General features: G+C 59.9%; 15 protein-coding genes. 10 read left to right on the plus strand and 5 right to left on the minus strand.

Annotated features, from left to right (window positions below; genetic code table 11):
• The first annotated feature begins 72 nt into the window (after nt 1-72).
• On the plus strand, nt 73-7,977 hold the full coding sequence (locus CQ012_RS00160) for an LPXTG cell wall anchor domain-containing protein (RefSeq protein ID WP_146112864.1): 7,905 nt from the start codon (nt 73-75) through the stop codon (nt 7,975-7,977).
• Nucleotides 7,978-8,144: 167 nt separating this feature from the next.
• On the opposite strand, the gene ilvD is transcribed toward CQ012_RS00160, so the two are convergent.
• Nucleotides 8,145-10,064: a dihydroxy-acid dehydratase gene (ilvD, locus tag CQ012_RS00165; protein ID WP_105661080.1), complete on the minus strand. Its 1,920-nt coding sequence runs from the start codon at nt 10,062-10,064 to the stop codon at nt 8,145-8,147.
• An 85-nt stretch (nt 10,065-10,149) separates the two neighbouring features.
• Between ilvD and CQ012_RS00170 the strand changes: the two genes are divergently transcribed.
• Together CQ012_RS00170 and CQ012_RS00175 are read left to right on the plus strand one after the other, a co-directional pair.
• Nucleotides 10,150-10,929: a helix-turn-helix transcriptional regulator gene (locus CQ012_RS00170; protein ID WP_105661081.1), complete on the plus strand. Its 780-nt coding sequence runs from the start codon at nt 10,150-10,152 to the stop codon at nt 10,927-10,929.
• A gap of 119 nt (nt 10,930-11,048) precedes the next feature.
• Nucleotides 11,049-13,040 carry an ATP-dependent nuclease gene (locus CQ012_RS00175; RefSeq protein ID WP_353616141.1) on the plus strand — a complete coding sequence of 664 codons (1,992 nt, stop codon included), beginning with the start codon at nt 11,049-11,051 and terminating at the stop codon, nt 13,038-13,040.
• An 88-nt stretch (nt 13,041-13,128) separates the two neighbouring features.
• Here CQ012_RS00175 and CQ012_RS00180 read toward each other — a convergent pair whose 3' ends face one another.
• A complete protein-coding gene (locus tag CQ012_RS00180) occupies nt 13,129-13,878 on the minus strand; it encodes an alpha/beta fold hydrolase (RefSeq protein ID WP_181148972.1) in 750 nt (249 codons plus the stop codon).
• Between the two features lie 116 nt (nt 13,879-13,994).
• On the opposite strand from CQ012_RS00180, the gene CQ012_RS00185 reads away from it, so the two are divergent.
• From CQ012_RS00185 to CQ012_RS00205, 5 genes are read left to right on the plus strand one after another with little or no spacing between them, the layout of a single operon-like run.
• The gene (locus CQ012_RS00185) at nt 13,995-14,720 is read left to right on the plus strand and encodes an NUDIX hydrolase (RefSeq protein ID WP_105661084.1); all 726 of its coding nucleotides are present in this window, start codon (nt 13,995-13,997) and stop codon (nt 14,718-14,720) included.
• A 51-nt stretch (nt 14,721-14,771) separates the two neighbouring features.
• On the plus strand, nt 14,772-16,055 hold the full coding sequence (nadA, locus tag CQ012_RS00190) for a quinolinate synthase NadA (protein WP_105661085.1): 1,284 nt from the start codon (nt 14,772-14,774) through the stop codon (nt 16,053-16,055).
• Nucleotides 16,052-17,695 (plus strand): L-aspartate oxidase, encoded by a 1,644-nt coding sequence (gene nadB, locus CQ012_RS00195; RefSeq protein ID WP_105658046.1) that lies wholly within the window; start codon nt 16,052-16,054, stop codon nt 17,693-17,695. Before nadA ends, nadB begins: the two co-directional genes overlap by 4 nt.
• Nucleotides 17,692-18,558 carry a carboxylating nicotinate-nucleotide diphosphorylase gene (gene nadC / locus CQ012_RS00200; protein WP_181148885.1) on the plus strand — a complete coding sequence of 289 codons (867 nt, stop codon included), beginning with the start codon at nt 17,692-17,694 and terminating at the stop codon, nt 18,556-18,558. The genes nadB and nadC overlap by 4 nt, the downstream gene beginning before the upstream one ends.
• The gene (locus CQ012_RS00205) at nt 18,555-19,697 is read left to right on the plus strand and encodes a cysteine desulfurase family protein (protein WP_105658047.1); all 1,143 of its coding nucleotides are present in this window, start codon (nt 18,555-18,557) and stop codon (nt 19,695-19,697) included. The genes nadC and CQ012_RS00205 overlap by 4 nt, the downstream gene beginning before the upstream one ends.
• A gap of 65 nt (nt 19,698-19,762) precedes the next feature.
• Here CQ012_RS00205 and CQ012_RS00210 read toward each other — a convergent pair whose 3' ends face one another.
• A complete protein-coding gene (locus CQ012_RS00210) occupies nt 19,763-21,190 on the minus strand; it encodes a D-alanyl-D-alanine carboxypeptidase family protein (protein WP_105661086.1) in 1,428 nt (475 codons plus the stop codon).
• A 449-nt stretch (nt 21,191-21,639) separates the two neighbouring features.
• On the opposite strand from CQ012_RS00210, the gene CQ012_RS00215 reads away from it, so the two are divergent.
• Both CQ012_RS00215 and CQ012_RS00220 read left to right on the plus strand, forming a co-directional pair.
• Nucleotides 21,640-22,149, plus strand: coding sequence for a GNAT family N-acetyltransferase (locus tag CQ012_RS00215; RefSeq protein ID WP_181148973.1), 510 nt, complete (start codon nt 21,640-21,642; stop codon nt 22,147-22,149).
• A gap of 69 nt (nt 22,150-22,218) precedes the next feature.
• On the plus strand, nt 22,219-22,695 hold the full coding sequence (locus tag CQ012_RS00220; RefSeq protein ID WP_105661088.1) for an SRPBCC domain-containing protein: 477 nt from the start codon (nt 22,219-22,221) through the stop codon (nt 22,693-22,695).
• Between the two features lie 13 nt (nt 22,696-22,708).
• Here the strand turns inward: CQ012_RS00220 and CQ012_RS00225 are convergent, their stop codons facing one another.
• Nucleotides 22,709-23,302, minus strand: a complete 594-nt coding sequence (locus tag CQ012_RS00225; RefSeq protein WP_105661089.1) for a dihydrofolate reductase family protein — start codon at nt 23,300-23,302, stop codon at nt 22,709-22,711.
• A 109-nt stretch (nt 23,303-23,411) separates the two neighbouring features.
• Nucleotides 23,412-24,095 carry a GIY-YIG nuclease family protein gene (locus CQ012_RS00230; RefSeq protein WP_105661090.1) on the minus strand — a complete coding sequence of 228 codons (684 nt, stop codon included), beginning with the start codon at nt 24,093-24,095 and terminating at the stop codon, nt 23,412-23,414.
• Nucleotides 24,096-24,158: the final 63 nt, after the last annotated feature.

Raw genomic sequence — 24,158 nt, forward strand, 5'->3', positions numbered from 1 at the left:
CATCAAAGGCGTGGCACTTTTGTGCCAAATTTGCGCCGTAAAACAGCTTTAAACAGATTATTAAAAGGATGCTTGGCGATAATTTCGTCGATTTCCTTGTGCTTTGTCATGACCATTCCGGGCATGGCAGTTGCTGCCGAAGCTTCTGTTGGGGAAGAAGTCGAGGCCAAACAGCAGGGGACTGAACCGGAGAACTCTGAATCGGTCCTGGCCACCGGCTCGGCCGAGGAAACCAAGGCCGAAGCCGACGAATCGTCCACGGCTGACACGGGGGAAGAACAGCCAGCTGCCGAAGCAGTAGACAGCGCCAAGACCTCGGCGCCAGAGGAAGAAGCAGCGGCCGAACCCGAGTCCGCCCCTGCACCGGCACCGGCAACTCAGAAGCCAGAAAAGCCAAAAGCTGTGGAAACCACGCAGCCGGCACCCGAAGCGCAACCTGTGGAATCAGCTGCGCCCAAGACAGAGAAGAAGCCAGTGGACAAGGCTTCACCGGAACTTGCGCAGCCGAAGGCCGAAGTTTCGGAATCGGAAGATTCTACCGGGTCCTCGACAGCGGCCCGCGAGCCGATCACGGCCGCTGCCCTTGAGTCAGGTGCTCCGCGGATTTGCGAGTACAACGAAGGAGACGGCTCGGTCGACACCTTCATGCAGAAGTCCGATGAGATGCCCACCTTCGCCAACGGCAATGTCCACGACGGGCTCTATGAGGGCGGTGTGGTTCACCAGCGCTTGGAAATGACATTGCCCGCAGGCGAAAACGAGCTGGTCATCAATTACCAGGTCAAGCAGGCCGGCAAATGGGCCTATGACTATTTGCTCAACGAGACAGTGGACGGCGCGAACATCACCGGCTGGACTGTCGATGAAGGCGCCGGGAACGACCGCGTCGACACCGTCTTCATCACATTGATGGTCGACGGAGAAGAAGGCGACGAGTCAAGCGTCACCCTCTACTTCGATGCGCATATCGCCTCGGAGCTGGATCACGGCCCGGGTACCGGCGCTTCCTCAATCAACGGTTCGCCGTACCACGTCCTGATCTCGTCGTTGAACTGCAAGTCCGTTGGCCAACGCGATAACCAGATCCAGGCCGGGGCGGTCCAAGCAGGTTTCGTGACCGTCATCAAGGACGCGGTTCCTGCCGATGGCACTGATTTCGGGTTCACCCTCGCCGAGGACCGCTTCGGTGACTCGACGGCATTCAACCTCGATGACAGCGCCGATTCCGATACCGGTGCGAGCCTGCCAGATCGCGTTACCTACACCGTGGCGCCATCTACGGTAACCATTACTGAAGTAGACCTGCCAGCTGGCTGGAATCTTTCCTCGATCGCCTGCACCGGCGCCGCCGCCATCCGCAGCGGTTCGGCCATCACCTTCGAGCTGGGCGACAACGATGAAGTCACCTGTACCTTCACCAATACGAAGACCACCTACGACGAGCTCACGGTCCACAAGGATGTGCAGGCATCCTATGACCGCGACTACGACTGGGATCTGGACAAGTCGCTGGCCCAGGGCCAGCAAGCCACAGTGAAGGCCACGGCCACCGGAGTGGACGTCGACTACAACGTGGTCGCCACCGCCAGCGAGGCCCAGGACAGCAACTTCCAGCTCTCCGGCACCATTACCGTGATGAACCCGAATGACACAGAGATGTCCGGGATCACGCTGGCCGACCAGCTCGATGGCGCCAATTGCGTCATCTCCGCTGGCGGATCGCCGATCGCCAATCCGGTGACCATCCAGCCCGGCGAGAATTCCTTCACCTATGAATGCGACCTTCCCGAGGGAACCAGTGCCGCCAGCGCCGGCACCAACACGGTGAGTGCAACCTGGGACCCGGAGGCCTACTATGGCACCGATGGCCAAGCCAGCGCCTCGGCCGACTACGATTTCGCGTCCGTCTCGCCAACGGTGACCGACGATGAAGTCACCGTTACCGATAGCGAAATCGACCTTTCGGGCATCGCCGGCGGTAACACCGTTACAGCCGGGGAAAGCCCGAAGTCCTTCGCGTACACCATCGAGTGGGACGGCGTGCTCGGAGAATGCACCGACTACCAGAACATCGCCAGCCTCGCCGCAGACGACGGCGAAACGCTGACCGACAATGCCACCGTGGAAGTCTGTATCGGCCAGGACCTGGCCATCGAGAAGCTGGTCGTGTCCAGTTTCAACCGCAGCTACGACTGGAGCATCGCCAAGGACGCAGTAGGCGAGCAGCCATTCACCGCGGATCCGGAAACCGGCGAATTCACCGCGCAATACTCCGTCACTGTCACTCCCGAAAGCTATTCGGACAGCGACTGGGCCATGAGCGGAACCATCACGGTATCCAACCCGAATGACTGGCAAGCCATTGACGTGACCGTCACCGACCAGGTCGATGTGGGCGGGGACGCAACCTGCCAGGTGGTCGGCATTGCCGGCGAACCGGACACGCTGGACGCCGATCCGGTGGCACCGGGCTTCCAGGCAACACTGGATGCCTCCCAAACACTGACCTTCAGCTACAGCTGCACCTTCGGATCGCAGCCGAATTACGAGGGCAGCAACACCGCCGAAGTGACGTGGTCCTCCAGCGAGGCCTCCACCGCTTCGGGCAGCGCCACCGAAGTTGTACCGGTGGATGCAGGCGACTGGACGCAGACACCACTGAACCAGACGGTGACCGTGACCGACCCGCTGCATGAATTCGATCCGGCCTGGACCATCAATTACTCCGATGGACCGCAGACTCGGACCTATGAATACACCTGGACGGTGGAGGAAGCCGGCAAGTGCCAGAGCTTCATGAACACCGCCACGATCACCGGAAGCAACCAGCTGGTCAAGAGCGATGACGCCCAAGTCGAAGCGTGCCGCCAGGCAGGGCTGACCGTCACCAAGGACGTGACAGCCTCCTATGACCGCACCTATTTGTGGAGCATCGACAAGCAGCTGGCCGAGGGCCAATCGCCAGATGCCGTCGTCGAGGAAGACGGAACCGCCACCGTTCACTACACGGTGCTGGTGGACAATACCGGCTACGAGGATTCCGGGCAGCAGCTTTCCGGGTCCATTACCGTGGCCAATCCCAACGAATTCGAAGACCTCGAAGTGACGATCAGCGACGAGAATACCCTCTCGGCCGCCTGCACCATCATTGCCGAGGACACGAATCCGGGAATGGAAGGCATGCAGCAGGTGGTGCCGCGCAGCGGCTCGATCACCGTGGACTACAACTGCGATGCATCGGCCGTGGCGGAGGCCGACTACACCGGCCACACCAACACCGCGGTGGTCACCTGGGGTGATGGGCTGCAGGCTGAGAGCCAGCCGGTACCCATCGAATTCACCCTGGATGAGAGCACCGATGAATCAGTTGGCGTCTGGGATGACCAGGCTGATCCTTCCGGGGACCCGGTACTGCTGGGCACGGTCCACTACGCCGACGCCCCGCAGAGCTTCAGCTACGAGATCACCTACGAAGTGCCGCGTGATGAATGCCTGGTCTTCACGAATACCGCGTGGGTGGATCTGGCCGGCGAGGACATCGAGGACTCGCAGGACGTGGGCATCTGCGACCAGAAGAATCTGGTTATCACCAAGGACGTGGACGCCAGCTACGCACGCGACTACGACTGGTCGCTTCACAAGCAGGTGGACCGCAGCGAATTCACGGTCGCCGGCAACGGCACGGTCACCGCGCACTACACGGTAGTGGCCACCGCCGGCGAAGCGCAGGACAGCGCGAAGCAGGTGTCCGGGACCATCACCATCAGCAACCCGAACACGCAAGTCGGGGACCTGGCGGCCACGGTCACCGATGTGCTCTCCATCCCGTCGGCCAGCTGCACCATCGAGGGCACCGATGCGGATGGAAGCGCCGGCGGTTTCCAGCTCGTGCTCGGTGACAGGGAAAGCACCACCCTGGGCTACAACTGCCAGGTCCCGGCGGACACCGACATCACCGCCCAGTACACGAACACCGCAACCGTGGCCTGGGGCCAGGAGCGCCAAGCTGAAACGGACGTCGATTTCGGGTTCGAGCAGGCCCTGCTGACCGACGGCGAAGTCGCCATCACCGATGACCAAACCGTAGAAGGCCAGGAAGTGGTGCTGGGCACCGCGATGGCCGGGGAATCGCCGAAGGCCTTCGAATACGACCTGGAACTGCAGGGCGTGGCCGGAACCTGCACCGAGTACACCAACACCGCGGTGCTCGATGAGGCCACCGGCGAGGGCAAGGAGAACACGGCTTCGGCCAGCACCACGGTGTGCGCCGGAGCAGATCTGGATATCGCCAAGAACGCCGTGACCTCCTTCGACCGCTCCTACCTGTGGTCGCTGGACAAGGAACTGCTCTCCGGGCAACCGCTGGCAGCCAACCCGAATACCGGCGAAGCCACCGCGAACTACCGGATCACCGTGACCCCCGAAGGCCACGAGGACGGCAATTGGGCAATGAGCGGAGAAATCACGCTGGCCAACCCGAACGACTGGCAGGACGCGCCGGTCACGGTGCAGGACTTCGCCGATGTCGGCGGGGACGTGGCCTGCACGATCACCGGGGTGCAGGGCGAAGCGGTGGCTGACATGTCCGCCGAGCAAGCCGGCTTCCAGACGGTGATCCCCGCAGGGGCCCAATGGGTGATGGCCTACTCGTGCACCTTCGCATCCCAACCGGACTACGAAGGCAGCAACACCGCCACCGTGGACTGGGACGCCCAGGCGCTGAGCACGGCCAATAGCCAGGACTCGGACACCGTGGGGATCTCGGAACAGGACTGGAACCAGACGCCGCTGAACGACACGGTCACCATCACGGACAGCGCCCACGAGTTCGATCCGGCGTGGACAGTGGATGTGGCCGATGGGCCGCAAAGCCGGGACTACTCGGTGACGTGGAACGTGGAGGAGGCAGGCACCTGCCAGGTCTTCGAGAACGTCGCCACACTCACCGGCGATGACGGCTTCACCGCGACGGACAATGCGCTCGCCGAAGCCTGCCGCGAGGCGGCCTTGGAGATCAGCAAGACCGTCGAAGCCGCGTACGACCGCACCTACCAATGGCAGATCGACAAGTCCTTGGCCGAAGGCCAAGACCAGGAGATCACCACCAACGGGGCGGCCAGCGAACCGGTGGACTACGTGGTCAAGGTGGAGAACACCGGGTATGAGGATTCGGGATGGGTGCTGGAAGGCCAGATCACCATCACCAACCCGAACCAGTACACGGGCATCGACGCCACGATCCAGGACGTGGTCGATCTGGACGCGGTCACCTGCACCACCTCTGAATCGCTGGTGGGCATCCCGGCCAACGGGACGATCACCGTCGGCTACAGCTGCGATGTCTCCGCGGGAGTCGATCCCGGCTCCTACAGCGGCGGCACCAACACCGCCACGGTCAGTTGGGGCGATGACCGGGCATCGAGCACGCAGGTGCCCATCGAATTCGCCATTGATTCCCACATCGATCGGCAGGTCGAGATCTGGGATGACCAGTCGAATCCCCAGGAGCCGGTGCTGCTGCGCACCGTGGACATCGATGATTCGCCGGTGCTCATCGAGTACCAGCTGGAGCATGATGCTCCGGCCGGTGAATGCATGAGCTACACGAACACCGCCTGGGTCGATATCCAGGCAGGGGAGGATCCGAGGGATGAGGCGACCGTGCAGCTATGCGGCTTGCTCGATCTGATGATTGCCAAAGATGCCGAAGCCAGCTTCGATCGGACCTACCTGTGGGACCTGGAGAAGAAGGTTGACCGCACCGAAACCATCGTTGCCGAGGACGGCACCGCCGACTTCTCCTACACCGTGTCGGCCATCCCGGACGGAGCGGAGGATTCCGGCCATGAAGTGCACGGAATGATCGTGCTGGTGAATCCGAACCGCTTCGCAGCAGCCTCGACGGTAGCCACCATCACCGATGAGATCAGCATCGAAGGGGTCACGTGCACCATCGACGCCGAGGACGCCGATCCGCAAACCGGGGGCCTGCAAGTCGCGGTCCCGGTGGGCAGCGACGGAACCGGCGCCACGGTGCAGCTGCCTTACAGCTGCTCGGGCACCCCCGGCCAGCTGCACGGCAGCAACACGGTTACGGCAACCTGGGGCGAGGGTTCGGTGGCCACGTCAACCGCACCGGTGGACTACCTGCTGGATGCGGAAACCGATCAGCAGGTCACCGTCATCGATGACAAGACCAATCCCGAGTCGCCGGTAGTGCTGGGCGAAGCGATCTGGAATGCCGAAGGCACCCCGGTCGACTTCGACTACACCCTGCGCCACCAGGCCCAGGCCGGCACCTGCACCGAGTTCACCAACACCGCGGTGATCCAGCAGACCGGGGCCGAGGATTCGACCACCGTCACCCTCTGCGGACAGAAGGCCCTGGGCCTGCAGAAGACCGCGCAGGGACTGGTGGATCTGGATTACGAATGGGAGGTGGAGAAGCGGATCGACCAGAGCAAGCTCACCGCGAACGGGGATGGAACCTTCACCGCGCACTACTGGGTTCAGGCTCGCAACACCGCAGCCGTTGAGCAGAACTTGCGGCTGGCCGGTGAAGTGATGGTGCAGAACCCGAATGATTTCGGTTCCATCACCGCCACCTTGGAAGACCGGAGCGATACCGCTGGCACCAGCTGCCGGATCGATATGGAAGATGCCGATGAAGCGGCCGCTGGATTGCAGGTCGTGCTCGATGCCGGGGAGAACTTGGGGGCCCGGTATGAATGCGACCTCGCTAGCTGGCTCTCCACCGATGCCTTCGAAGGAGCAGTCAATACGGTGATTGCCACCTTCGATGACCGCGAAGTGCGTGCCGAGGCACCGATCGGCTTCACGATCGATGCAGTCACGGACGAATCGGTGAGAGTCACCGACGACATGATGGATCCTGGCGCCGAACCGAAGGTGCTCGGAGAAGTCCACGTCCAGCAAGCTCCCATGCAGTTCGAATACGAACAGGTGCTGGAACCCGAAGCGGGAACCTGCACGGTATACACCAATACCGCGGCAGTGCATGAGAGTACCGACGGCAACGGCAAGGACGAATCCTCGGTGGACCTGCAACTGTGCATTGAGCAGGGCCTGATGATCGCCAAGAGCGCCGCCGCCCAGTACGTCAGGGACTACGATTGGTCGGCCCGCAAGGAGGCGAAGGAAACGAAGTTCGAGGTTGACCCGGACGGGCAGGCCACGGCCAAGTACACGGTCCAGGCGATGCTGGAGGGCTACGAAGACCAGGACTTCACCGTCACCGGTGAGATCACCGTGGCCAATCCGAATGACTTCAAGGACACGCAAGTGCTCCTGGAAGACAAGCTATCCATCGCCGGGGCCAGCTGCTCCATCGAAGGATTGGCGGAGGGGAAGCTGGAGCTTGCGGCCGGGGAAACCCGCACCGTGAAGTACAGCTGCACCTTCGAAACACCTGTTGCCGAGGCCGACTACACCGGCCACGAGAACACGGTGAACGCCAGCTGGACCGACGTGGAGGGGACAACCCGCACGGTCAGTGCCAAGGCTCCGCTGGAATTCGAGGCGGCAACGGCCACCGATGAAATGGTGACGGTCTTCGATGACTACACCAATCCCGGCCAGCCGCGGGAACTGGGCACGGCCAAGGCCGAAGAACAGAGCAAGAAGTTCACGTACGAACTGGTCTTGGACGGCGTAGCCGGCAAGTGCCAGACGATGACGAATACGGCCTCGATACCGGAGAAGTCCGGCGAGGATGGGAACAATTCGGATTCGGCGGACGTGGAAGTTTGCTCCGAGGCTCCGCAGGCAGCGCCACCGGCACCACCGGTTCCTCCGGCTCCGCCAGCGCCGGCAGCGCCGGCAGCACCACCTGCCCCGCCAGCACCGCTTGCGGCAACCGGCCTTGACCAGGGCTCGTTGTGGCTGGCAGGGGCTGCAGGGATGGTGATTATCGCCGGAGCATTGATCCTGCTTCGGTACCGTCGCCGGAACCCATAGTCCGCGCGCCAACTGGATGCCGGTCTTGCCTTTCGGGGCAGGGCCGGCATTCGGCGTGCGGGGAACAATCCCTGCTGCTTCGGGGCTAGTGCCTTGGAAACAGAACAGGCCCGGTCCGCTTATTCGCATAAGTGGTCCGGGCCTGTTGCCATGGTCAAGCCTTCTGGCTAGATTTGGGCTGCGCTTTGGGCTGCGGCTTCACGCTCATCGGCTTCGCGCATGGCACGTTCTACGCGATCCACGTCGCGGACTGCACCCTTGTCAGCGGACAACGCCATGGCGGCGTAGGCACGCAACGCAGGGGAGACCACGCGCTCGCGGCTCTTCGGGCGGTAGCCGGTGGTAGCGATCAAGCGCTCGCGGCGTTGTGCCAAGACCTCGTCAGAGACGTTCAGGGTCAGCTCGCGGGTCGGGATATCGATGGAGATAGTATCGCCATCTTCCACCAGGGCGATCATGCCGCCCGAAGCAGCCTCCGGGGAGACATGCCCGATGGACAGGCCCGAGGTACCACCAGAGAAGCGGCCATCGGTGATCAGTGCGCAGGCCTTGCCCAGGCCGCGGCCCTTGAGGAACGAGGTGGGGTAGAGCATTTCCTGCATGCCCGGCCCGCCCTTGGGACCTTCGTAGCGGATGACTACTACGTCGCCTTCCTTCACCTGCTTGTTCAGGATCTTCTCGACGGCTTCATCCTGTGATTCGCAGACCACTGCCGGGCCGGAGAAGGTCCAGATCGAAGGGTCAACGCCAGCGGTCTTGACCACTGCACCGTCCACGGCGATGTTGCCGCGCAGTACGGCCAAGCCGCCGTCCTTGGAGTAGGCGTTCTCAACCGAGTGGATGCAGCCTTCTGCATCATCGGTGTCCAGCGCCGCCCACCGCTCGGACTGCGAGAATGCGGTGGAGGAGCGGACGCCGCCCGGGGCCGCGTGCCACAGGTCGAAGGATTCCTCCTTGGCCTTGCCACTGCGGATATCCCAGTCATCGAGCCATTCGCCCAGGGTTGCCGAGTGAACCGTGTGCACGGTTTCATCCAGCAGGCCGCCGCGGCGCAGCTCGCCGAGGATTGCGGGGATGCCACCGGCACGGTGGACATCTTCCATGTAGTAGATGGTGCCGTTGCCGGCAGCGTTGGGTGCAACCTTGGCCAGGCACGGGACACGGCGGGACACTTCATCGATCTCATCGAGGCCGAATTCCACGCCGGCCTCGCGGGCGGCGGCCAGCAGGTGCAAGATGGTGTTGGTGGAACCGCCCATGGCGATATCCAGCGCCATGGCGTTGCCGAAGGCCTTCTTGGTGGCGATGCTGCGTGGCAGGACCGTCTCGTCGTCTTCGCCGTAGTAGCGGTTGGCGATATCGACTACCAGCTTGCCGGCGTTTTCATACAGGTCCTTGCGGGCCGTGTGGGTAGCCAGGGTGGAGCCGTTGCCCGGCAGGGACAAGCCCATGGCCTCGGTCAGGCAGTTCATCGAGTTGGCGGTGAACATGCCCGAGCAGGAGCCGCAGGTTGGGCAGGCCGACTCTTCGATGCGCAGCAGGTCTGCATCCGATACGTTCTCGTTCACGGCCTCGGAGATGGCGTCCACCAGGTCCAAGGTGCGCACGGTGCCGTCAACCAAAGTGGCGCGGCCGGCTTCCATCGGTCCACCGGAGACGAAGACCGTAGGGATGTTCAGGCGCAATGCGGCCATCAGCATGCCCGGGGTGATCTTGTCGCAGTTCGAGATGCAGATCAGCGCGTCGGCACAGTGGGCATTGACCATGTATTCCACGGAGTCGGCAATGAGGTCGCGCGATGGCAGCGAGTAGAGCATGCCTCCGTGGCCCATGGCGATGCCGTCGTCCACGGCAATGGTGTTGAATTCGCGGGGGATGCCACCGGCGGCGGTGATGGCGTCGGAGACAATGCGGCCTACCGGCTGCAGGTGGGTGTGCCCTGGAACGAATTCAGTGAAGCTGTTGGAGACAGCGATAATCGGCTTGCGCCCGAGGTCAGCGCCGTTCACGCCGGCTGCGCGGAACAGTGCGCGAGCGCCGGCCATATTGCGGCCATGGGTGACAGTGTGTGAACGAAGTGTGGTCATACCTAAAATCTCACCATATATTTGCCCTCAAACCCAGACGGTGACGATACTAGTAGTACTACTACCATGCAATGAGGTTTACCCCGTGACTCCAAGTCAAAGACGTCGCGAAGAACTCGCCGCGTTCCTCAAGGACCGCCGGGCCCGGGCTGACAGGGCTTCCCATGGACTGCCGGAGATCGGACGCAGCCGGGTGCGCGGCCTGCGCCGCGAAGAAGTCGCCACCTTGGCCGGCGTTTCTGTTACCTGGTACACCTGGCTTGAGCAGGCCCGCGACATCAATCCCTCGCGCCAGGTTCTGCAGTCCTTGGCACGGCTGTTCCGGCTCACCCCGGTGGAATCCTCGTACCTGTTTTCTCTGGCAGGGCACGGTGAGCTTGACCCGATTGGCACCGGCGGCATGACTCCAGCCCTGCAGCGTTTGCTCGATGCTTTGCAGTTCCCGGCCTTCCTGCTCTCCGCCGACTGGACCATCCTGGGCTGGAATGAGGCCTATGAACAGCTGTATCCGCGGGTGGCTTCACTGGACAGCGAAGATCGGAACCTGTTGTGGCTCGTTTTCACCGATGCGCAATTGCGTGAGATGCTCCCGGATTGGGAAGTGCAAAGCCGCGGTTTTGTGGGAAGCTTCCGTGCCGAAACGCGTGGATGGCTCAGCCCATCGGGGGACAGCGGCATTGTTGCCCGGGTCTCGGCGGCCTCCCCGGAATTCGCCGCTATCTGGAATGAACGGGACGTTGCCGGTTTCCGTACTGGTGAACGGGTGTTCCGGCACCCTAAATTGGGGCTGACGCGCTACGAGCAGCACAACCTGACGCCGACGGAAGCCACGGACTTGACCCTGTTGATGTACACGCCGCGGTAATTCGACAGCATTCAAGGATTAATTTCCAATATTTCATGATCAAGGACCAGATTGGCCATTTATTGTACCATTTAATAAAATGCCGAATTATTCTATGGAAATTTTAGGAAGGTGTGAGCGTGCGAATTAGATGGTTTGAGATTGATAATTATAGGGGAATTAGAAATGCCAAGGCCGAGAACCTTGACGAGAGTCCTTTGGTGCTCATAACTGGGCGAAATGGTACCGGGAAAAGTCTGGTTCTGGAAGCAATCGCAGCCGTATGGTCTGGAAATATTAATCTTCCGGATTTGGTGGGACCATATGGGGCTAGTCTCCGAATAAGAATTGCCGTGAAACTAGAACAATCTGAGAAAGTGGCAATCGACTCTTGGCGAGATGCAAGGGGGATGAGCCGAGCGGAGCATAAGGCTGAACACCTTCTAGAAGTTATGTCTTTGAACTCTGAGGAATCTGGCTTCTACTCGGAGCAAGATGAAGTTCTGGAAACACTGATGAATCCAGTCTTTTCTCGATCACATCCTTTTACTAGTATCGATCTCCTTTCGGCCAGACGGCAAGTTTCCATTGATACAAGTACATCTGTAGATCTCAAAATGCTAGATCGTACATCGGTAGCTGATGACCGTCGAAGGATGTACGAACAGGAAATCCGGTGGAAATCTTCCATGCAGATGCCGGATATTGGCACATATCTCACGTCACTGGATTACAGGGATTTCATTGCAGCGCGTGATGGTCATGCCGAGCGTGGAGAGTATGACCGGCTCGCGGAGATCTTTATGGAAGCAACTGGCAAAGGCATTCTTAAACCTAAGTTTGATCCGATGGCAGTTGAAACCTTCATTAACGTTCATTTGACGTCCGGTGCAACTCACAGGCTCGAAGACCTATCGAACGGTGAACGTGAGATGTTGGGAATGCTGTACTATGTGAGCCAGCTTTCCGCGAACGGCGGGGTGCTGTTGTTGGATGAGCCGGAGAAGCATTTGCATCCATCGCTTCAGCTCGCAGTGCTAAAAGCAATGATGCATGTAGCTGATAGGGGGCAGCTACTGGTAGTGACGCATTCAGCTAATCTTATTTCCGCGGCACAGATGGACAAGGTGCTTGTGGTAGAAGGTGCTTGGAATGTCCCTGGTAATCAAATTACGAAGATTATGGATGCCGATGACACGGCCGGATTGCTCGCGGAGCTTGGCGTCACTAAGCGAGAGCTATTCCAATTTGATTTCATGGTAGTGATCGAAGGGGAGCATGATAAAGCTCGCTTGAGCTTGGCTTTCCCTGACTACTTCGCCCGGGCGAAGGTAATCGTTGCGGGGAGTAGGGAAAACGTGTTGAAACTACACGGTTCAATGGAAGCATTAGGACTCCCGATACCTTGGATATGTATTATTGACCGTGATTTTTATCTAGAAGCTGAATATCGATCCCAGTCAAACAAGGATAATTTGTTTATCTGGAATTTCCGAATGTTTGAAAATGTCTTCCTTGACGCTTCTCTTATAGCGAAGGTTTTGGAGCCCACAGGTGCCGAGATTGGAGACGTAGAGAGGTTTATGGAGCAACTTGCCGAACAGAATAAAAATGCCTCGTATGATCAATTTGTTGAATATGGAATCCGCCGCCTACAGGTCAGTTCAACATCAAGTGAAACTCCCAGGAAGGCGATTGATAGGGTTCATGGAAGACTAATTGCTCAGTTCGATGATTTGAGTTTTAGGGTCGATAATTATTCGGTTATGCGAGGCGAAATTGAAGAATTTATCGATGAACTCTGGAATGATGACTGGCGAAAGGTAGTTTCCGGGAAGAAGATTCTTGCGGGTGTGCAGAAAAAATGGAATGCATTCAGTAGTGCCGCACTACTGGTGAACGCCGTCCTGATTAAGTCAAGAGAATCAAGCGAAATGATGCCGTTGGAAATGACACGTTTATCAGAAAAATTCAAAGAACTTAGCTCCGCCAGAGAGCAGACGGGTAACGTGATTAGTGTAGTTGAAAACGTGGAGTTGGATGAATTAGTCAATTCGCGATCTATGTCAATAATGGATCGACCGAAAGGGCTGAACGGAGATGACGAATTCAACAATTCTTACGGTTGCTGATTTGCAGATGGTTGGATGCATTTCAGGTGTTGATTGAATTGGTTTCAGGGCGCACCTATAGGGCAGCTAAATGGTTTTGAAAATGCGCCTAGGACTTCGCGAACTCAAGGGCTCTCTCTTTGAACTCGCGACTGGTCACAGCGTTGGCGTGATTGCGACCTGACAGCCACAGCACTTCATTGCGTGTTCCTACGTCTTTCAGGAGGCGACGCAAATGCGGCATGGTCGTCGCGAGATCGTCCTGGTCTCCGGCGACCAGCAAGGTTGGAACTGACGGCACCTTGGCTGCCGGATCGTAAGGCTCGGATTTGATTGCTTCTATCAGCTCAAAGAGCGCTGATAGATCATTGGACGGTTCAGCCTCGGCAATCCGCATGATGGCGGCGGTGTAGTCGTCATGGATCTTTTCGCCCGTCTCGACGTAGGCGCGGGCCTGGCCCAATTCGAAGGCGGCCAGCGGATCACCGGCTCCTGGACCCCCGATGACCAGATGATTCACCAAATCCGGATTGAAAGCGGCGAACTCCCAAGCCAGCCGGGAACCCAAAGAGTAGCCGATGACGTCTACGGGACCATCATCCAGATCCATCACGATGGCAGCGAGGGCCTGGCGAATCTGGCTTGGCGCCCAGCTGCCGTCATTGCGGCGAGGATCTTCTCCATGGCCGGGCAAGTCAACCAGAAGGACATCTCGTCCTGCATCAGTGAAATATTTCAGCCAACGCGAGCGGTCCCAATTCAGTTCGCCGGATGAGGCGAAGCCGTGGATGAAAAGCACGGATGGGCTTTTCACCTCAGTGTTTGCGCGAACCACTCGAAGATTCAGATCCAATGTCATGCCATTGATCATAGGCCATTCTCCCTCGAAATGTGGTCTGGGCTAGCGCCTGAAGAGCGTTAATGTCAGAATGACTCTAACGAATCCGAATGTGCTGAAAACGAGGCAAATAAGAAATGTCATCCGTACCGGGTTGGGCGAATGTCGACGAACGCCGCAACCTCCCACCCGCTCTTGCGGTCTCCACTGTGATCCTGGGAATCCGTGAAGGCAAGGATGGCGGACCCGACAAACTCTGCTTGCCAGTGGTACGCCGCATTCGCCAACCCCACACCGGAATGTGGGCGCTGCCAGGCGGACCCGTTGATCCGCGCGAATCCCTCGGCCAAGCGGCCGGGCGCAACCTTGACGAAACCACGGGCCTGCGCCCCACCTACCTGGAACAGCTCTACACCTTCGGCGATATCGACCGCTCGCCAACCCACCGCCTAGTCACCATCGCCTACTTTGCGCTGCTGAACGCAGATCAAGTGGGCGCCACCGTCCAAGACGACAACGTGGCCTGGTTCGATATCGATGACCCGCAGATTGCCCAGATGGCTTTCGACCACCGGGAGATCTTGGACTACGCCATGTGGAGGCTGCGCAACAAAACCGAATACGGGCAGATAGCCCATCGGCTGCTCGGCGAACGCTTCACCCTGGCGGCCCTGCGCGGAGTCTATGAAGCCATCCTCGGACGCCGTCTGGACCCTGCGAACTTCCGCCGAACGCTCAAGAGCACGGCATCCATTGAGGAGACCGACGAATATCTGGCTGGCGGACAGCACCGGCCACCACGGCTATACCGCTACGTTGGCCACGGACCTGACCCGTTGGAAGTCGACCCGCTGCACGACTAGCAAGCACCATCCATACTTTTCACCGTCATCCTGCAAGAAACGGACGAACCCATGAGCACCCAAATCACTGACAACGCCAACGCCTCGGTAGCCCAGAACATCGCTCGGCTCAATCTGCTGGCTCCGGCTTCCACCTGTTCCACCGACCTGGCCTCCAACCCGTGGGACACCCCCGCAGGCTACGGGCCAGGTGCCTCCCAAGCGGATTCGATTCCAGCGGGTTACCCGGTGCAGGGTTCGATCCCGGAGGAATACCTGGAGGCCAGCGACGCAGAGCTTGATACCCGCATCAGGGCAGCCAAGGAAACCCTGGGGGACAGGGCAGTGATCCTCGGGCACTTCTACCAGCGCGATGAAGTCGTGAAGTACGCAGATTTCGTGGGTGACTCCTTCCAGCTGGCCAACGCCGCATTGACCCGCGACAAGGCCGAAGCCATCGTGTTCTGCGGGGTGCACTTCATGGCCGAAACGGCAGATATTCTCAGCCGTGAGGACCAGTCGGTGATCCTTCCGAATCTTGCAGCAGGCTGCTCCATGGCGGACATGGCAGACGGTCCGAGCGTGCAACAGTGCTGGGAAGAGCTCACCGCCCTGTATGCAGATGAAGCCGATGACGGGCGGATGCCGGTCATTCCCGTGACTTACATGAACTGCTCTGCAGAACTCAAGGCCTTTGTCGGTCGCAACGGAGGACTGGTCTGCACATCCTCCAACGCTGCAACTGTTCTTCAGTGGGCTTTCGAGCGGGGACGCCGAGTCCTGTTCTTCCCGGACCAGCACCTTGGACGCAACACCGCTAAGGCGATGGGCATTTCCCTGGAGCAAATGCCGATGTGGACCCCGCGCAAGGAATTAGGCGGGAACGAAGCCACCACCCTGCTCGATGCCAAGGTCATTTTGTGGCACGGCTTCTGCTCCGTGCACAAGCGCTTCAACCCCGCGCAGATCGCCAAGGCGCGTGAGGATTTCCCCGGCGTGCGCGTGATTGTGCATCCCGAATGCTCCATGGAAGTTGTGGACGCGGCAGATGAAGCAGGCTCTACCGACTACATCCAAAAGGCTATTGCCGCTGCTACCGAGCCAACTGCTTTTGCCATCGGCACCGAAATCAACATGGTCAACCGGTTGGCTGCCCAGTACCCGCAGCACAACATCTTCTGCCTGGACCCGGTGATCTGCCCCTGCTCCACGATGTACCGAATCCACCCGGGCTACCTTGCCTGGGTGCTCGAAGAGCTGGTTGCCGGACGAGTGGTCAACCAGATTTCCGTGCCGAAGGAACAGCAGGGGGATGCAAAGATCGCCCTGGAGCGCATGCTAGCTGCCAAGCCATGAGCCAGGGGCAACAAGAACCGAAGAAGCTGGTGATCGTCGGCTCCGGTGTGGCCGGCCTGTGCGCTGCCTTGCAAGCCGTAGAGCTGGGCATCCAGCCGGTATTGCTGACCAAAGGCAAACTGGGGGACTCGAACTCCGAGCTCGCGCAGGGCGGGCTATCAGCTGTTACCGGAGCATCCATGGCCCAAGGCGACTCCGTGTCCAAACACGTTGCCGACACGCTCAAAGCTGGCGCTGGCCACTGCGGCGTGGGGCCGGTGGAACACCTGTGTACCTCAGGCGAAGAGCTGGTGCAGGCTTTGGAATCCTATGCAGTGGCCTTTGACCGCGACGCAGACGGTTCCTACCAGCTTGGCCTTGAAGCCGCGCACAGCGCGCACCGGATTCTGCATATCAACGGGGATGCCACCGGCGCTTCACTGGTGCAAACCCTGGTTGGTGCCGTGCGCCAGCTGGAGACTGCCAAGAAGCTCAGTATTATCGAGGACGCGCTTGCCACCGAACTGCAGCTGCAGGACGGAAGAGTCTCAGGGGTGCACTACTTGCGCCACGATGCACAGCAGCTGCTCCCGTCCAGCGCAGTACTGCTGGCTACCGGCGGACTGGGCCAGTTGTACTCAGCGACCACCAATCCCCGAGGAGCAACCGCCGACGGCCTGGGACTGGCTGCCCGGGCAGGTGCCGTCATCGCGGACGCCGAATTCGTCCAGTTCCACCCGACACTGGTTGACCCGGCCCGATATCCCGAAGCCGGGATGGTTTCCGAAGCCGTCCGTGGCGAGGGCGCCATCCTGGTCAATGACGCAGGGCAGCGGTTCATGCCTGGAATTCACCCGGATGCTGAGCTGGCACCTCGTGATGTCGTGGCCCGAGGCATCCATGAGCAGATCCAAGCCGGACACCAGGTGTACCTTGATGCGCGGGCCGTGGAAGAAACGCGCGGCTCCGGATTCCTCGCTCGCCGTTTCCCATCCATCACCGCCAAGCTCGCGAATTGCACCGTGGGCGGCTCCGGCCTGGACATGGCTCATGACCTGATTCCGGTAGTAGCGGCCCAGCACTACTTCATGGGCGGGATCTACACCGACACGTCAGGACGAACCTCTGTCCCCGGTCTTTATGCGGCCGGCGAATGCGCCAACACGACAGTCCACGGCGCCAACCGCCTAGCCAGCAATTCCTTGCTGGAGGCCATGGTTTTTGCGCGGAACGCCATTGCCGCCATGGCCGGCGAAGCTCCCGACACCGGGTGCGATATCAGCAGGCTGGTGGTCCAGGAGATCAGCGCGCCAAGCCCGGAAGCACCCCTGGATCTTGAACAGTTGCAAACGGCAGCCAGCAGCAAACTTGGTGTCTACCGCACCGGCGTGCAGCTCGAAGAAATGGTCCAGCTGCTAGCAACGAGCGCGCCTGTAGCTGCTACTGCCCGCGAGCAATCGGAACTGCGCAACCTGTGGACCACCGCACGGATCATCGCCGCAGGTTCCATGGCACGCACCAAAAGCCTGGGTGCGCACCATCGCTTGGATTCAACCGAATTCACCAGCAGCCAGCCAGATGAGGGTGTGCGCTATGGCTGGACTCTGCACCCAAGCGAGCTGGACAATGAAAACCTTTTGAGCAAGGAATTGAACGCGTGAACACTTCGACCCATCCGGTACCGAAAGCGGCCATGGACCGCATCATCGAGCTGGCGCTCGCCGAGGACAATCCCCGCGGCGACATCACCGCGCTGACCATCGTTCCCGAAGGTGCGACAGCGACTGCTGTGGTGCAGGCCCGCCAACCAGGCGTACTCTCCGGAGGTGCGGTATTCACCCGGACAATGCAGCTAGTGGATCTGCAGCTGGAGGTGGAACAGCTGATTGCCGACGGAGACACGTTTGCCGCCGGTGACAGCCTGCTCAAGGTCACCGGGCCGGCGGCGAGCTTGCTGACCGCTGAACGCGTGGGGCTCAATCTCCTGCAGCGCATGAGTGCCATCGCCACGGCGACCGCTGAGCTCGTCTGCCTGGTTGCGCATACCAAAGCCCGCATTGTCGATACCCGGAAAACAACGCCGGGACTTCGCGTCCTTGAACGCTACGCCGTGCGCTGCGGTGGAGGAGTCAACCACCGTGACAACCTGTCGGATGCTTTCATGGCCAAGGACAACCACCTGGCTTTGCTGGATAACGGAGAGCAGCTTACCGCTGCCCTGAAATCCGTACGTGCGCGGCTGGGGCACACCACGTCGATGGAAGTTGAAGTGGATTCAATTGCGCAGATTCCAGCAGTGCTCGCCGCCGGGGTGGATATCATCATGCTGGATAACTTTGATCCGGCAGACATTCCCGCAGCCATTGAACTGATCAACGGGCAAGCAGTGGTCGAAGCCAGCGGAAATATCAACGCCGCAACAGTCGTGGCTGTCGCTGAAGCTGGTGTTGATGTCATTTCCTCGGGGGCCATTACGCACTCGGTGAAAGCGATTGACCTTGGACTGGATATGGTTATTGCATGATCTACATGGATGCCGCATCCACTGCGCCGCCTCGCCAAGACGTACTCGACATGCTCAATCCGTTGCTGACCAAAGATTTCGGCAATCCGGCATCATTGCATGAAGCAGGCCAGCAGGCCAAGCGGGCTAACGACTGGGCAAGAACCCAGGTGGCTAGCCAGCTGGGCGTGGCAGCAGAGGAAGTCTATTTCACTTCCGGCGGCACCGAGGGGGCCAATGCCGCCGTGATCGGGGCGGCCTTGGCCAACCCCCGCGGACGCGTGGTGGTCTCCAGTTCCATTGAGCATCCAGCGGTACTGGAAGCCTGCAAGTACCTTGTTGAATTCCACGGATTCGAACACCGCATCATCCCGGTATCGGCCACGGGGCTGGTCGATCTGGATGCGGCCGGCCAGCTGATCGATGCAGCTGTTGCCGTGGTTTCGGTGATGGCAGCGAACAACGAAGTCGGCACCATTCAACCGGTAGTGCAGGTTGCCCAACTGGCCCGCAACGCTGGGGCGATCATGCATACGGACGCCGTGCAGGGCGCCGGCTGGATCGATCTCAAGCCGTTGTGCGCCGCAGTGGACGCATTGAGCATTTCCGGGCACAAGCTCGGCAGCCTCAAGGGCAGCGGAGCACTGTACCTGTCCGCCAAGCATCGCTTTGTGCCGCTGCTGCACGGTGGCGGACAGCAGGGCGGAATGCGTTCGGGAACCGAGAACCCGGCCGCTGCCGTGGGCATAGCCGCGGCATTGCAGGCAGCGACCGCACAGCGCGAAGCAGGACTGGGCGCAAGCTTTGGCCCGTACCTGGTTGAACGGATTCTCAAGGAACTCAATGCCAAGCATCCGGGCAGCGTCCAGCTGACAGGGGATCCGGAACATCGTGTTGGAGGCATAGTCTCCTTCGTTTTCCCGAAGACCGCCGGTGAAACTGTGCTGATTGAATTGGCCCGCAGGGGAGTCCTATGCTCTTCAGGTTCTGCATGCGCAGCAGGCTCGACCGATCCTTCGGCGGTACTCACTGCGATGGGCTATGAAGAAGAACTGGCCCATACTGCTGTCCGTCTTTCGTTCATGCGCACCGCAAAAGAAAATGAGATCAGCCAGGTGGCCTCGGCTGTAGTTTCCTGCGTCTCCGGGCTCTTAAGCTGAAAATCCTGCTTCCCGGAACAGAAAAGTTCTTGGAAGCAGGACTGCAGCCAGCCGATGCCGGCGCCCTAGCGCAAGTACGTGCCGGAGACCCAGCCGTTCTTCCCGGCATACTTCACCGGGTACCAGCCGGACTTCTTCGAGCCGCGGATGGTCACCGTCTTTCCTTTGGGAATAGTGAGGATGACACGCTTGCCTGTTCCCGCACCACTGCGCATGTTCAGGTTCGCGATGGTCTTCTTGGACGAGGACTTTGAGCTCTTGGGATTGGTGGTCTTCGGCGCAGTCCCGGAGGAGGAGAAATTGCTCAGGTAGGTGCCCGAGACCCAGCCATTCTTCCCTGCGTACTTCACCGGGTACCAGCCGGACTTCTTTGCGCCGCGAATGGCGAGCTTCTTGCCATTCGGAATAGTCAGCACGACGCGATGGCTGGTGCCTGCCCCGGCACGCATATTCAAGTTCGCAGTGGTCTTGGCAGACTTGGCATTGCTGGTGCTCTTCTGAGGCGAGCTCTTCTTCGAATCCTTCTTCGGTGCTGCCGGCATCGAGATGTTCTTCAGGTACTTGCCCGATACCCAACCGGTTTTCGAGCTGTAGCGAACCTGGTACCAACCGGACTTCTTGGATCCGGTCAGCTGGACGCTCTTGCCTTTCGGGATGGTCAGCAACAGTCGGTTTCCGGCGCCTGCCCCGGTGCGCATATTCAGATTCGCGGTGGTCCGCGCGGTGCCCTTGGACTGCTTGGGAGTGCTCTTGGCTTTCTTGCCAGAAACCCCATAGTAGGCTTCGAGGCTCTTGGCGCCAGAGTTCTTCACGCTCTTGGCCAAGGAGGTACCCAGGTAGCGGAAGTGCCACGGCTCGTAGGAGTAGCCCGTGACAGATTCCTGGCCCTTCTGGTAGCGCATGATGAAGCCGTACTTGTGTGCGTTCTTGCCGACCCACTTGCCCACGGGAGTGTTGGCGAAGCAGGCCTGCAAACCGCAAGCGCCGTTGGCATTTCCCACGTCAATGGCCAGGCCAGTCTGGTGCTCGCTGGTGCCCGGTACAGCGGAGATGCGTGATGCGTAGCTCTTGCCATAGATGCGGGTGTAGTAGTTGAACAGCTCAGCCTGGCGGTTGTATGAACGATAACCGCTGACAGCCCGGATCTTGACACCGTCCTTCGCAGCTGCCTTGGCCATCTTGCTGTAGGCCTTGGCCGCCGAGGACTTCAGCCGGACGTTGGTGCCCTTGACCGCTACCGTCTTCGGTGCGTACTTAACGGGACTGAGCGGGTACTTCTTGTTGACGAAGACGTCATCCTTGCTCGGATTGCGCTGGATTTTCTTGGCGGCAATCTGCAGTCCGCCATCAACTGCCAGTGCCTGAGCCTGTACCGCTGAAGTTGCTGGAGCAGGGGCTGCGGCTAGTGCCGGGGTTGCCGGAAGCACTGTTGCAAGCAGTGCGGCCGACAGGACGGCAGCCATTGAAGTCTTGAACGCCCGAGGCAGTTTCATGGAACTCTCCGATAGAGGTGACAAGCGATGCGACCATCATTCCATCATCTATCCATGACTCGTTCAAGACGTTACTGCAAACGTTAGAGAAGGAATAGTCTCGTTGGGCGCATCTTTTGAATCAACTAGCGCGGCAGTTCCGCACTTGGCGCCAGAGGCCGGCAACCAGTTGCTGCTGGCGGTGTGGATATGGATAAACGGCCTCCCACTTGAGCCACCGCAAGTATTCCATGGGCCGTGGCCGCAGGGTCTTCGCAACTGGGTTTTCCAGTCGGCCAGGCGTGCCGCAAGGAGCACGGCCTGGGAAAATGCTCGCTGAACTTTGCTTGCAAGAAGTCGCAATCCTCACGCCAGCCGCCAGGAAAATGCCCCGTTCCTGGAGTCAAGTTGGTGGAAGAACACGAAGGGCCAATTTTTCTAGCTCGGCGAGATTTGGTAGGTTTGCGTGCATGCGTATCCGTCCAGAAGTCTTCGATGACCGAGCTGCGGTGTATGCAATAACCCATGCTGCGTTCTCCGGCATCGATCCGATGGTTGAGCCTGAGGAAGTCGGACTGCTGCAGCGTCTATTCGACTGCGACCAGTACGATAACCGTTTCTCAATCGTTGCCCTGGATGACACAACGGTCATTGGGCACGTCATCGCTACATGGGGAGAAGTGAATGGGGAACCCTTGCTGGGACTTGGCCCGCTAGCTGTCGCCCCGGAATACCAGCACCGAGGTGTCGGGTCGATCCTGATGCAAGAAATTCATGACAGGGCCGAGCAAGAAAGCATCAGCGGTATCGTTCTGCTGGGCGCCCCTGGCTACTACCGCCGCTTCGGCTACGAATCGGCGCAAGGTCGCGGGATCCTGCCTACGCGCACCTCATGGGGCGAGCACTTCATGGTGCGGGTCTTCGACGATAACCGCCTGCCGCGCGGCAACTACCGCTATGCCAAGCCGTTTGGCGTCTAAGCGCTAATTTTCGCTGGGAATTTTCCCATATCTATTGTCACTAGTGCTCTTCGGGCGTAAACCTGTCTTATGGAACCACATGAAGAGCTTCGCGAACTGTCCTTCACCGTGTCGGGAATCATTTCCAAATCGATCAGGCAAGTATACGAAGCTGTGGCTGATCCAGAACAGCTTTCCCATTACTTCACTACCGGCGGAGCATCCGGGCACATGGAAAACGGTGCCACCGTGACCTGGGACTTCCATGATTTCCCCGGCCCGTTCCCGGTCAAGATCGTGGAAGTGGAAGAGCCAAAGCGTATTGTCCTGCAATGGGGCGGCCAGCAATCCACTGTTGCCGATGGCATGAATACCGTGACGTTCGAATTCGCTTCACTGGAAGACAGCACCCGAACCAAGGTGACCATCAGCGAGGCCAGCTGGGTGGCGACCTCCGAAGGAGCCAAGGCTGCCTTTGGGAATTGCGAGGGCTGGACCGGGATGCTGGCCGCGATGAAGGCGTGGCTGGAATACGGGATCAACCTCCGCGAGGGGTTCTACAAATAGCCGGGATTGGCAGCTAGCGGCGGCGCTGGTAGTATACGTGCGTGGCAAGCGTCGTTTCGCGCCGTGACACGCGGTCCATATGCGTTTCTATGTCTTCAACGCTGATCGGTTCGCCATGCCCGAGGCGGATGGGCGCGATATGCAGCCGCAGCTCGTCAATGAGGCCGGCTCGCAAGAACTGCACAATGGTGTTTGCTCCACCGGCGATGGCCACTGGATTCTCTCCCGCCGCTTCCTGGGCTTCGGCGAGGGCTTCCTCGATCCCATCGGGGACGAATTGGAAGCTGGTCCCGCCCTCCAGGCAGAGCATCGGCTTCGGATGGTGGCTGAGCACGAAGACCGGGGCATGGTACGGAGGGGTCTCTCCCCACCACCCGATCCAGTCGGCGTCTTCCTCCCCGGCTGGAGGGCCGAACATCTTGCTCCCCATGATGAAAGCCGAGGCCTGGGTAATAGCGGAAATTTCCGCCTGGTTCTCTTCGAGGCGCTCAAACTGCCAGCGGTGCAGGGCTTCGGCTCCTTCGCCCAGCGGATTATCCATGCTCTGATTGGGTCCAGCGCAGAATCCGTCCAGGGAGACGGTGACATCGCAAACTACCGAGCCCATGGCAAATGCCTCGATTCAACCTACATGCCGGCGGGAGAGTGGCTACTCCTACAATGAACCTGCCCGGAGGCAGAATCAAGCCCAGGTTCGGGACAATGCACCCAGACGCCTAGCTCTCCACGTCTTTTGGCGCACCGGCAACATTCCACAGCGACAAGTGGTATTTCCGGATCAGCGCTGCTTCCAGGAGCAGGGCCGCCTTGCGGTGGATGCAGGTGACCCACCGGCCTTCAAGATTCAAGCGGTCAATGGCCAGGCGTGCCACTTGCTGGATTGAGCGGGATTCACCGCGGTCCGCCTCGATTGCCAGGTCCCGCAGCCACTGGGGATCCGCTAGTCCTTCGTCAAAAGCGTACTTGCCCATGCCGGAGGTCGCGCCCTGGCCGCTGGAATAGATCTTCAGTCTTCCGCGAAGTCCCTTGCCGCTGCGTTCACCAGCCTGGCCCACGTAGATTGGCTCATGGTCCGAGGCGCCCGCGCGGCGGAACATGTAGACGCCCGGGGCCACTGGCGCCGAGTCGGCGGTGGCTTCAAAGGAGTCCCACGGCGACCAGTCCAGGGATTCAATGACCTGGTCGTCAATGGGCGTGAGGGAAATTTCCAGCCCCGGCGCGCCGGCGAACTGAAGCTGGGTCTGCAAAGCGGCGGAGACATGCCAGTTGCCACCTGGCTGAGGCGGCTTCTGGATGGCGCCCTTGGGACGATGCTGGCGCAGATAGCTGCGCAACTCCTTGGTTTCTACGCCAAGGGTGCTGGCAGCTTCTTCCAAGCTGAATAGCTTTTCGTCCTTCAAGAGTGTTCTGCCTTCTGTGCGCCGGGATTGAACAGTTGATGCTGAATCAATTTAATCCCATGG

The organism is Arthrobacter sp. MYb214, assembly GCF_002979865.1.
Classification (GTDB): domain Bacteria; phylum Actinomycetota; class Actinomycetes; order Actinomycetales; family Micrococcaceae; genus Glutamicibacter.